The sequence below is a fragment of the Streptomyces sp. MUM 203J genome (genome assembly GCF_022414595.1).
In the GTDB taxonomy this organism is placed as follows: domain Bacteria; phylum Actinomycetota; class Actinomycetes; order Streptomycetales; family Streptomycetaceae; genus Streptomyces.
The window spans coordinates 1-11,814 of sequence record NZ_JADWYO010000097.1; the positions used below are offsets into that span (position 1 = coordinate 1).

An 11,814-nucleotide genomic window follows, 5' to 3' on the forward strand; every position below is an offset into this window, starting at 1 on the left:
CCGCGGCACGGGCGCTCACCGCACGGGCGGCACGCGGCGCGGCCACCTCGTGGCGCGGGCTGCGCGGCGCGCTGCTGCGCGTCCACTACCGCGTCCAGCTCCTGCTCCCGCTGCGCCCCGGCCACGCGGTGTTCGCCGCGCCCGGCAGCCCCGGCTACGGCGGCTCGCCCGCCGCGCTGGAGCAGCGGGTGCGGGACCTGGTGCCGGGGGTCCGCACGGCCTGGGTCTGCACATCTCCCGGCCATGCCTCGACGGTGCCGCCCGGCCCCCGTCGGCTGCGCCCCGGTACGGCCGCCTACTGGACGGCACTGGCCCGCTCCGCGTACCTCGTCAGCGACACCGACGGGGTGGAGGACCGTCTGGTCAAGCGGCGCGGCCAGGCGGTCGTCCGCACCCAACGGGCCACGCCGCTCGGGCACGAGGGCCTGGACCTCCAGCACCGCCCCGCCGCGCGGGGCACCACCGACGCCGCCGCGCTCCTGCGCTCCACCGCCACCTGGGACCACCTGGTCACCTCCGGCCGGCACGCCACGCTCGTCCACGAGCGGGTCTTCCCCGGCACGTACACGACCCTCGAGTACGGCTCCCCGCGCACCGACGTGTTCCAGCGGGCCACCGCGCGGGACGTCACCGCCGTACGCACCGCCCTGGGCGTCCCGGAGGGTCACACGGCGGTCCTGTACGCCCCCGCCCACCGCGACTACGTCACGCCGCAGCCCCGCCTGCTGGACCTGGAACGGATCGCCCTCGCCCTGGGCCCGCGCTTCACGGTCCTGGCGAGGACGGGTACCACCCTCCCGGACCACCCCCGGGTGGTCGACGTGTCGGACCACCCGTCGGCGGAGGAGCTGTGCCTGGCCGCGGACGCGCTGATCACCGACTATGCGCCGATCATGTTCGACTACGCGTCGCTGGACCGGCCGGTCGTCGTCCACACCGAGGACTGGGACGCGTACGCGGCGGCCCGCGGCACGTACTTCGATCTGCGGTCCTTCCCGCCGGGTGCGGTGGCCCGCAGCGAGGACGAACTGATCGACATCTTCACGACCGGCCACTGGCGCGGCTCCCGGTCGACGCAGCTCCGCACGGCCTTCCGGTCCCGCTTCTGCCCGTACGACGACGGCCGCGCCGCCGAGCGGGTCGTCCGCCATGTGTTCCTCGGCCAGCCCCCGGCGGCCCCGCCCACCCCTCTGGAGGACCGGCACCCGACCCCGGCGCTCGGCGCCACACGCTGACCGGCGGCTCCTCTCCTCGCCCGTCCCCGGACGGGAAGGGGCGGGCGCCCGGCGTCGGGGGGAGGAAGGGCCGCGCCGCGCCCGGGCGCGCATCCGGCCCCGCCCGGCGCCCGGGCGCGGCGACAGGGCCCCGGGGGGCGGCGCCCGAACGCGGCGGAGCCGCCGGTCCGCGCAGCCTCGAAGGTTCGGCGCGGCGGCGAGGGGGCAGGGGAGCGCTCAGGCCTTGAGGCCCGCCACCGCCACCCCGGCCAGTTCGTCCAGGTACCCGTCCGGCAGCGGCGACCGGACCACCACCAGCCGCCAGTACAGCGGGCCCACGATCAGGTCCAGCGCGCGTTCCGGGTCCGTGCCCTCGGGCAGCTCGCCGCGCTCCACCGCGTCCCGCACGATCTGCGCGGCCACCCCGCGCTGGCCGTCGAGCAGAGCCGTCCTGACGGCGTCCGCGATCTCGGGCTGACGGGCCGCCTCGACCAGCAGGTCCGGGATGACCTGCGAGGCGACCGGGTGCCGCAGGGCATGCGCCGCGACCTCCAGCAGCGCCCGCACATCGCCGTACAGGGAGCCGGTGGCCGGCGCGGGCAGCCCCTGCGCGGCGAACACCGTGACCAGGTCCAGCACCAGCGACAGCTTGGACTTCCACCGCCGGTAGACGGCTGTCTTGCCGACCCCGGCGCGCCGCGCGATGCCTTCGATCGACATCCGCGCGAACCCGACCGCGGCGAGTTCCTCGAAGACGGCCGCTCGGATGGCCCGGGTCACGTCCTCGCGCAGCACGGCCGCCCCGGCGGGGGCACGACGACGCGCTCCGGAGGCTCCGGGCGAGCCGGGGGTTCCGGGCGGCGGCTGTGGGGTCATGCCGGGGATCATAGGCCGTTTCGCGCACCCCGTCACGACGAAACGGTTGCGTCCCGTCGCACATACGCCCTAACCTCCCCGTAGCGACGATACGGACTCGTCCCGACGGAGCCGTACCACGACGACAACCGCACGAAAGGCGTCCGCCTGGTGAGTTCCGCGACCACACTCGCCCCGCCACCGCAACCGGCCACCGGCCAGGAACCCGGCCAGGACCTGCGGGCGCTCGCCCTGCGCCACGGGCTGAGCGTGAGCGGCGCCCGGCCCTCGCTCCCGGCGTACGCCCGGCAGCTCTGGAACCGCCGCCACTTCATCACCGCGTTCGCGACCGCCCGCCTCACCGCCCAGTACAGCCAGGCGAAGCTGGGCCAGCTGTGGCAGGTGGCGACCCCGCTGCTCAACGCGGCCGTCTACTACTTCGTGTTCGGCGTCCTGATGGACACCAGGAAGCACGTCCCGGACTTCGTCCCGTTCCTGGTGACCGGGGTCTTCATCTGGACGTTCACCGCGAACTCGGTCATGACCGGCAGCAAGGCGGTCAGCGGCAATCTGGGCCTCGTCCGCGCCCTGCACTTCCCGCGTGCGAGCCTCCCCATGGCGATGGCCCTGCAGCAGCTCCAGCAACTGGTGTTCTCGCTGGTCACCCTGGTCGCCATCCTGTTCCTGTGCGGCATCCGCCCGGGCGTCTCCTGGCTGCTCGCGTTCCCCGCCCTGGCGCTCCAGGCGCTGTTCAACACGGGCCTGACCCTGGCCCTCGCGCGCGTGACGGCCCGTACGCCGGACGTGGCGCAGCTTCTGCCGTTCGTGCTGCGGACCTGGATGTACGCCTCGGGCGTGATGTGGAGCATCCAGCACGTGCTGGCCGGCAGGGACCTGCCGTCGCTGGTGGCCGCGGCCCTCCCGTACAACCCGGCCGCGCTCTACATCGACCTGATGCGCTTCGCGCTCATCGACAGCTACACCGCCGCCCAGCTGCCTCCCCATGTCTGGGCCGCGGCGGCGGGCTGGGCGCTGGCCGCCTTCGTCGGCGGGTTCGTGTACTTCTGGAAGGCTGAGGAGACCTACGGCCGTGGCTGACCCGACCATCACCGAGGAACGCGTCCCGACCGTCGTCGCCGACGGCGTCCACGTCACCTACACCGTCAACGGCGGTTCCCGGGGCGGCCGGGGCGCCGCCACCGCAGCCCTGTCCCGGATCCTGTCCCGCAAGGGCCGCAGACCCGCGCCCGGCGCCCGGACCGTACACGCCGTCAAGGGGGTCAGCTTCGCCGCGTACAAGGGCGAGGCGATCGGCCTGATCGGCTCCAACGGCTCCGGCAAGTCGACCCTGCTGAAAGCCGTGGCCGGCCTCCTGCCGACCAGCGAGGGCCATGTCTACACGCAGGGCCAGCCGTCCCTCCTCGGGGTGAACGCCGCCCTGATGGGCGATCTGACGGGTGAACGCAACGTCATCCTCGGCGGGCTGGCGATGGGCATGTCCCGCGAGGAGATCAAGGACCGCTACGAGGAGATCGTCGACTTCTCCGGGATCAACGAGAAGGGCGACTTCATCTCCCTCCCGATGCGCACCTACTCGTCCGGCATGGGCGCCCGGCTGCGCTTCTCGATCGCCGCCGCCAAGTCGCACGAGGTACTGCTCATCGACGAGGCCCTCGCCACCGGCGACGCGAAGTTCCGCAAGCGCAGCCAGAAGCGCATCGACGAGCTGCGCTCCCGGGCGGGCACGGTGTTCCTGGTCAGCCACAGCAACTCCACCATCCGCGAGACCTGCGACCGGGCGATCTGGCTGGAGGCGGGACGGCTGCTCATGGACGGGCCGGTCGACGAGGTCGTGACGGCCTACGAGAAGAAGACCGGCTGACCCCCGCCGCCGGTCCGGCCGATTCCCCCGAAAGCCCGCACAACAGGCGGAAGCACCCGCCCGCGGCTAGCGTGCACGGGGATGACCACGCACCAGCCCCGAGCCCCGCAGCGGTCCCGGCCCGCCTCCCCCCTCAGACTGCGGCTGCGGCCTTCGCCCAGACGGGTGTTCCATCCGCCGCGCCGCCCCGCGCTGCTGCCGCTCGCCGCCGTCTGGCTGCTCACCCGCGCCGGGATGCTGTGGCTGCTCGCACACGACACCCTCGGCATCGGCGGCGTCGGGCGCGAGGTGTCCGTCCTGTACGAGCACTGGTACCGGCAGCTCGCGGACGGGGTGCTCCCCGTGGGCGAGACCAGCTGGCAGTACCCGCCGGGCGCCGCACTGGTGCTGCTGGCGCCGGGGCTGCTTCCCGGGCTCACGTACTTCCAGGGGTTCGTCGCCCTGGCACTGGCGGCGGACGCCGCCGTCACCCTGGCCCTCGCGCGCGCCCGGGGCGGCGACTCGGGCATGGGCGCCTGGTACTGGACCGGCGGGCTGGCGCTGCTGCTGCACCTGCCGCTCGCCCGGTACGACGTGCTGGTCACCGCGCTCGCCGTGGGCGGACTGCTGGCCCTGCGGGCCGGGCACGCCCGGGTGGGGGGCGTCCTCGCGGGACTGGGCGCCCTGGTGAAGGGCTGGCCGCTGCTCACCCTGGCGGGTACGCCGCGGGGGACGGTGACCCGGCGCTCCTGGACCTCGCTGCTGGTGACTCTGGCGGGCGGGGCTGCCGCGCTGGCGCTGGTGTTCCCGCACGCGTGGGGCTTCCTGCGGCATCAGGGCGGGCGCGGGGCGCAGGTCGAGTCCCTGGGCGGCAGCGTGCTCGCGGCGGCCCACCTCATGGGGTGGCCGGGGCGGGTGGTGTACCGGTACGGGGCGTACGAGTTCACGGGCCCGTACGCGGGGGCGGTGGCGGGGGCGTCGCTGGTGCTGACGGGCGCGGCCGTGCTGTGGCTGCTGCTGTGGCGGGTGCGGTCGCTGCACTGGTCGGAGGCCACGCCCGCGGACGCGGCGCTGATGGCGGTGCTGCTGGTGACGGTGACCAGCCGGGTCCTGAGCCCGCAGTACCTGGTGTGGCTGCTGGGGCTCGCGGCGGTGTGCCTGACCTGCCGGAACACCACACAGCGGCCGGTCGCGGCGCTGCTGTTGCCGGCCGCGGCGCTGAGCGCGCTGGTGTACCCGGTGCTGTACGTGGACGTGCTGACGGTGACACCGCTGGGCGTCGCGGTGCTGGTGGTGCGGAACCTGCTGCTGGTGGTGGCGGCGCTGGTGTCGTGCCGGGCCCTGTGGGAGGAGTCGGCGCCGGATGTGCTGCGGGTGCCGTAGCGCCTGACGGCACACCCGCGGGACGCCGGAGGGGATGCGGAAGGGGCGCCCGCCTTGCGACGGGCGCCCCTCCTCCACGTACGAGACCCCGGACGGGCCCTAGCTGTGGGCCCTCAGCAGCGTGCGCATGGTCCGCATGGCCACCGACAGGTTCGCCAGGTCGAAGGCGTCCGAGCCGTGGATCTCCTCCAGGGTGGTGCGGGCACGGGCCAGCAGGGAGGCGTTCCTGTGCTCCCACTCCCCGAACCGCTCCTCCGGCGTCGCGGCGCCGTTCCCGGCGGACAGGATGTCCGCGGTGAGCGCGGCGTGCGCGGCGTACAGGTCCTCACGGATGGAGGCGCGGGCCATGGACTGCCAGCGGTCGGCGCGGGGCAGCGCGATGATCCGGTCCATGAGCTGGGTGATGCTGAGCCGGTCGGCCAGGTCGTAGTAGACCTCGGCCACCGCCAGCGGGTCCTTCCCGGTGCGGTCCGCGACGGCGACGATGTCGAGCGTCGGGAACGCGGAGGAGAATCCGGCGACGCGCGCGGCCAGCTCCTCCGGCACCCCGGCCCGGGTCAGCTCCGCGACGATCCCCTCGTACCACTCCTGGTCGGCACCGCGCAGCAGCTTCGGCATCTCGGACCAGACCCGCTCCACGCGGTCCGCGAAGAACTCGATGGTCTCCGCGAGTTCCAGCGGCTGCGGCCGGTTGTTGAGCAGCCAGCGGGTGCCGCGCTCGACGAGACGACGGGAGTGCAGCCGGATCCGGTTCTGGATGTCGGCGGGGACCTGGTTGTCCAGCCCCTCGACGGCGTCCCAGACGGCACCGAGCCCGAAGATGGCCCGGGCCGCGGCCTGGGCGCGGACGATCTCCGCGACCGACGCGCCGGTCTCCTCGCGGAGCCGGTGCAGGAAGGTCGAGCCGCCGGTGTTGACGGTGTCGTTGACCAGGACCGTCGTGATGATCTCGCGGCGCAGCGCGTGACTGTCGATGTGCTCGGGGAACTCCTCGCGCAGCTTCGTCGGGAAGTAGGCGTGGAGCAGCCCGCGCAGGTAGGGGTCGTCCGGCAGGTCGCTGGTGATCAGCTCCTTCGCCAGGGTGATCTTGGTGTAGGCGAGGAGGACGGCCAGCTCGGGCTGGCTGAGCCCGCGTCCGCTGTTGAGCAGCTCGCGGACCTGGCGGTCGGCGGGCAGGAACTCCAGGGCCCGGTCGAGGTCGCCGTCCCGCTCCAGGCGGCGCATGAACCGCTGGTGGGCGTGGAGCAGCGAGCCGGACTGGCCGAGGGCGAGGGCGAGGGCGGTGTTCTGCGCGTAGTTGTTGCGCAGCACGAGGGTGCCGACCTCGTCTGTCATCTCCGCGAGGATCTTGTTGCGCTGCTTGACGGTCATGTCGCCGTCCGCGACGAGGCCGTTGAGCAGGATCTTGATGTTGACCTCGTGGTCGGAGGTGTCGACACCGGCGCTGTTGTCGATGGCGTCGGTGTTGATGTGGCCGCCGTGCCCCCGGGGACCGCCCTTGCGGTCGAACTCGATCCGGCCGAGCTGTGTGAGGCCGAGGTTGCCGCCCTCGCCGACCACCTTGACGCGCAGGTCCTCGCCGTTGACGCGAATGGCGTCGTTGGCCTTGTCCCCGACGTCCGCGTGGGACTCGCCGGAGGCCTTCACGTACGTGCCGATGCCGCCGTTCCACAGCAGGTCGACCGGCGCCCGGAGGATGGCCTTCATCAGCTCGGCGGGCGTCATCTTGGTGATGCCGTCCTCGATGCCGAGGGCCGCCCGCATGGGCGCGTTGACCGGGATGGACTTGGCACTGCGGGGGTGGATGCCGCCGCCCGCGGAGAGCAGCTCGGTGTTGTAGTCGGCCCAGGAGCTGCGGGGCAGCTCGAACAGGCGGAGGCGCTCGGCGTATCCGACGGCTGCGTCGGGGGTGGGGTCGATGAAGATGTGCCGGTGGTCGAAGGCGGCGACGAGCCGGATGTGCTCGCTGCACAGCATGCCGTTGCCGAACACGTCACCGGACATGTCACCGATGCCTACGGCGGTGAAGTCCTGCGTCTGGGTGTCGTGGCCCAGCTCGCGGAAGTGCCGCTTCACGGACTCCCACGCGCCGCGGGCGGTGATGCCCATGCCCTTGTGGTCGTATCCGGCGGAGCCGCCGGACGCGAAGGCGTCCCCGAGCCAGAAGCCGTAGGAGACGGCGACCTCGTTCGCGATGTCGGAGAAGGTGGCGGTGCCCTTGTCGGCGGCGACCACGAGGTACGTGTCGTCCTCGTCGTGCCGGACGACGTCGGCGGGGGGCACGACCGCGCCGCCGGCCATGTTGTCGGTGATGTCGAGCAGCGCCGAGATGAAGGTGCGGTACGAGGCGATGCCCTCGGCGAGCCACGCGTCACGGTCGACGGACGGGTCGGGCAGGTGCTTGGCGACGAAGCCGCCCTTGGCTCCGACCGGCACGATGACGGTGTTCTTGACCATCTGCGCCTTGACCAGGCCGAGGATCTCCGTGCGGAAGTCCTCGCGCCGGTCGGACCAGCGCAGACCGCCGCGCGCGACCTTGCCGAACCGCAGGTGGACGCCCTCGACGCGCGGCGAGTACACCCAGATCTCGAAGGCGGGGCGCGGCGCCGGCAGGTCCGGGATGGCCTGCGGGTCGAACTTCATCGACACGTAGGGGTGCGACAGCCCGTCCGCGCCCTTCTGGAAGAAGTTCGTCCGCAGGGTCGCCTTGATGACGGTGAGGAAGGAGCGCAGGATGCGGTCCTCGTCGAGCGAGGCGACCTGGTCGAGGGCGCCGTCCAGCTCCTCCATCAGCCCGTCGATCAGCTCGGTCCCGGCCCGCTGCCGCTCCGGCGCCATCCGCGCCTCGAACAGCGACACCAGCAGCCGGGTGGTGTGGACGTTGGTGCGGAGGGTGTCCTCCATGTAGTCCTGGCTGAACGTGGAGCCCGCCTGCCGCAGGTACTTGGCGTAGGCGCGCAGCATCATGGCCTGCCGCCAGGTCAGCCCGGCGCGCAGCACGAGGGCGTTGAAGCCGTCGTTCTCGGCCTGGCCGGTCCAGGTGGCGGCGAAGGCGTCCTGGAAGCGCTCGCGGGCGTCGTCCGCGAGGTAGTCGCCGCCGTTGACGGTGGGGGCCGGCATGCGCAGGCCGAAGTCGTAGATCCAGGCGCTGGTGCGGTCGGCGCAGCGCAGCTCGTACGGGCGCTCGTCGACGACCTCGACTCCGAGCCGGTTCAGCACCGGGAGGACCGCGGACAGGGAGACCTGCGGGCCCGCCTTGTAGATCTTGAAGCGGCGCTCGCCGGGGGCGGCGCCGACCGCCTCGTACAGCGACAGCGCGAAGTCCTGGCCGCTCTCCTCCAGCTGCTCCAGCTGGACGACGTCGGCGACGGCGGAGCGGGGGGTGTGGTCGGCCTTGTAACCCTCGGGGAAGGCGCCCGCGAAGCGGCGCAGCAGCTCGGAGGCGCGCTCCTCGCCGGTCTCGGCGTTGAGGGCGTCCGCGAAGCCGTCCGCCCAGGAGCGGGAGGCCTCCGCGAGGCGGGCCTCCAGACGGTCGGCGTCGGCGTCGGTGAGCGGGGTGAGGGTGGTGCCCTGCGGGACGCGGACGACGAAGTGGAGACGGGAGAGGACCGACTCGGTGTTCCAGGCCGTGAAGTCGACGCTGGTGCCGCCCAGCTCCTCCTTGAGGATGTCGGTCAGCCGCTCGCGGACCGTGGTGTTGAACCGGTCGCGGGGCAGGTAGACGAGCGCCGAGTAGTAGCGGCCGTACTCGTCCTGGCGCAGGTAGAGCCGGAGCCGGCGGCGTTCCTGGAGGTAGAGGACGCTGGTGGCGATGGCCAGGAGCTGGTCGACGGGCGTCTGGAACAGCTCGTCGCGCGGGTAGGTCTCCAGGATCTGGAGCAGGTCGCGGCCGTCGTGGCTGTCGGGGGTGAACCCGGCGGCGGCGAGGACCTCCGCGACCTTGCGGCGGATGACGGGCACGCGCCGCACGGACTCGGTGTAGGCGGCGGACGAGAACAGGCCGAGGAAACGGCGCTCACCGATGACATTGCCGTCGGCGTCGAACTTCTTCACGCCGATGTAGTCGAGGTAGGACGGCCGGTGCACGGTGGCGCGGCTGTTCGCCTTGGTCAGGATGAGCAGCTTGTGCTCGCGGGCCTTGGCGCGGGCGTCGGCGGGCAGCCGGTTGAAGGACGGCGACACGGGGTGGCCGTGGGCGTCGTCGCCGCTGTGGTGCGGGTCGGAGCGCAGCACACCGAGGCCGGTACCGGGTACGGCGGCGAGGGCGTCACCGTCGACCAGGGTGTACTCGCGGTAGCCGAGGAACGTGAAGTGGTCGTCGCCGAGCCAGCGGAGCAGCTCGCGGGCCTCCTCGACCTCGGTGGGGCGCAGATCGTCGGCCGTCGGCTCGGCGGGCAGGCCGTCCGCGAGGCGGAGTGCGGTGTCCCGCATCTTCTCCCAGTCCTCGACGGCCTCGCGGACGTCAGACAGGACGCTCAGCAGGTCGGCGGTGATCTGCTTGAGGTCGGCGCGGTCGGTCTCGCGGTCGAACTCGACGTGGATCCAGGACTCGACAAGCGCGTCGTGCGGGCGCTCGGCGGGCTCGGTGCCGGGCGGGACGACCTCGATCAGCTTCCCGGTCACATCACGGCGGACCACGACCTGGGGGTGGACGACCAGGTGGATGCCGCGGTTCAGGCGGGACAGCTTGTTGGTCACCGAGTCGACGAGGAACGGCATGTCGTCGGTGACGACCTCGACGACGGAGTGGCTGCAGGTCCAGCCGTTCTCCTCGACGGTCGGGGTGTGCACGCGGACGTTCGCGGTGCCCTGGGGGCGGTTCTCGGCCAGCCGGTAGTGCGACAGCGCGGCGCCGAACACATCCACCGGGTCGCGGTCCGTGAGGTCCTCGGGAGCGGTGTGCAGGTAGTAGCGCTGGAGGTACTCGAGGACGGTCTCCCGGTCGGGACGCTCCCCGCTCTCGTGCTCAGCTACCCGAGCCGCCCGTTCGAGCAGCTCGGCCTTGGCTTCGTCCAGCTTGGTCTGCATGGTCCTCTGGCTCCTGTCGCGCGCCGTTGCGTGACGTAGTGAATGGTGATCCGCATGAGTGGGACGTCATGCGGGAAGGAAGGGCATGAAAAAAGCCCGGCCTCGACACCAGCATCCGTGACATGCCGACGGACGTCGACGGCACGGGGAGGGGTGGCGGAACCGGACAGAGAAGATCAGCGCCCGCCCGGGCACCGAGGGCATCCGGGCGCCGGCCGGGGGCTCCGCTGCCCCCATGGCATATAGCGCTGATCACGGGTCCAGGCTATCGCCCTTCACCCGGTCGCCGTCATGCACGGGATGTGTACAAAAGAATGTGCTGGAGTTGGACACCCTGGACAGCGACAGCCCCGCACGCTCCCGGAGGGAACCCGCATGACACCTGCGTCGAAGATCCTCGTCGTCACCGGCGACGCGGCGGAGTCACTGGAGGTGCTCTACCCGTACCAGCGGCTCCGGGAGGAGGGGTACGAGGTCCACATCGCCGCCCCGGCCCGCAAGACGCTCCGCTTCGTCGTCCACGACTTCGAGCCCGGATTCGACACGTACACCGAGAAGCCCGGCTACACGCTCCCGGCCGACCTGGCGTTCTCGGAGGTCGAGCCGAGCCAGTACGCCGCGCTGGTCATCCCGGGCGGCCGGGCCCCCGAGTACCTGCGCAACGACCCCGAGCTGCGCAAGATCGTCAAGTCCTTCTTCGACACGGACAAGCCGGTGGCGCAGATCTGCCACGGCCCGCTCCTGACGGCCGTGCTCGGCGCCCTGGACGGCCGCCGCGTGACGGCCTACCCGGCTCTGGAACCGGACATGCAGTCCGCGGGCGCGACGTTCCACGACCAGGAGACGGTGGTGGACGGCCCCCTCGTCTCGGCCCGCGCCTGGCCGGACCACCCGACGTGGATGCGGGAGTTCCTGCGGGTGCTGCGGGAGCGGGGGGTGTAGGAGGGCCTCGGGGGTCCGGACGGACGCCCCCGTCTTCCGCCACGGGGACGCGGGGGAACGGGGTCGGCACCCCTGGTCCCGCCGCGGGACGCGGGGACCGGGCCGTGCCCGGTCCCGCCGCGGGACGCGGGAAGGCCACCGGGCTCCGACCGCCGGTCTCGCTGTGCCGCACGAGGCGGGACGGGAAGGGCGCCGTGCCGATCCGGGGCCGCCGGCCGGGGCGTGGAGCAGGCGCCGGGCCGGGCTGGCACGGCCCGGCTGCGTCACGTGACCGCCCGGCGGCGGGTGCGGCCGAACAGCACGGCCGGTTGCGCTCGGGACGGCGGCTCCTCCCCCGGGCGTTCGCTGCAGGGAAGCCCCAGGACCGCGGCTCCGGACGGCTCCCGCCCCGTTCGTCCCCCGCACCCCGACGGCGCCGCCACCCCCGCTACGGCACCACCCGGCCCGCGCACCGGCCCGGCGCCTCGGCCTCCGCCCCCGCACCCTGGCGACCGCCCGCCCCGCCCCGCACGGACTCCCGCACCCACACCC

At 72.9% G+C, this 11,814-nt stretch carries 7 protein-coding genes; 5 read left to right on the forward strand and 2 right to left on the reverse strand.

Features of this window, described 5'->3' with window-relative positions; translation table 11 throughout:
- The coding region (locus tag I3F58_RS28145) for a CDP-glycerol glycerophosphotransferase family protein (protein WP_240111535.1) at positions 1-1,235 on the forward strand (1,235 nt) is incomplete at its 5' end.
- Between the two features lie 216 nt (positions 1,236-1,451).
- Here the strand turns inward: I3F58_RS28145 and I3F58_RS28150 are convergent.
- A complete protein-coding gene (locus I3F58_RS28150) occupies positions 1,452-2,102 on the reverse strand; it encodes a TetR/AcrR family transcriptional regulator (RefSeq protein WP_374208055.1) in 651 nt (216 codons plus the stop codon).
- A 138-nt stretch (positions 2,103-2,240) separates the two neighbouring features.
- Here I3F58_RS28150 and I3F58_RS28155 point away from each other — a divergent pair, with 138 nt between their 5' ends.
- The 3 genes from I3F58_RS28155 (at position 2,241) to I3F58_RS28165 (ending at position 5,313) form a co-directional block, all read left to right on the forward strand.
- Positions 2,241-3,167, forward strand: coding sequence for an ABC transporter permease (locus I3F58_RS28155; protein WP_240111537.1), 927 nt, complete (start codon positions 2,241-2,243; stop codon positions 3,165-3,167).
- Positions 3,160-3,951, forward strand: a complete 792-nt coding sequence (locus I3F58_RS28160; protein WP_240111538.1) for an ABC transporter ATP-binding protein — start codon at positions 3,160-3,162, stop codon at positions 3,949-3,951. The genes I3F58_RS28155 and I3F58_RS28160 overlap by 8 nt, the downstream gene beginning before the upstream one ends.
- An 81-nt stretch (positions 3,952-4,032) precedes the next feature.
- Positions 4,033-5,313, forward strand: coding sequence for a glycosyltransferase 87 family protein (locus I3F58_RS28165; protein WP_240111539.1), 1,281 nt, complete (start codon positions 4,033-4,035; stop codon positions 5,311-5,313).
- Positions 5,314-5,412: 99 nt separating this feature from the next.
- Here the strand turns inward: I3F58_RS28165 and I3F58_RS28170 are convergent, their stop codons facing one another.
- A complete protein-coding gene (locus tag I3F58_RS28170) occupies positions 5,413-10,341 on the reverse strand; it encodes an NAD-glutamate dehydrogenase (protein ID WP_240111540.1) in 4,929 nt (1,642 codons plus the stop codon).
- A gap of 375 nt (positions 10,342-10,716) precedes the next feature.
- Here I3F58_RS28170 and I3F58_RS28175 point away from each other — a divergent pair, with 375 nt between their 5' ends.
- On the forward strand, positions 10,717-11,283 hold the full coding sequence (locus I3F58_RS28175) for a DJ-1/PfpI family protein (RefSeq protein WP_240111541.1): 567 nt from the start codon (positions 10,717-10,719) through the stop codon (positions 11,281-11,283).
- Positions 11,284-11,814 lie beyond the last annotated feature (531 nt).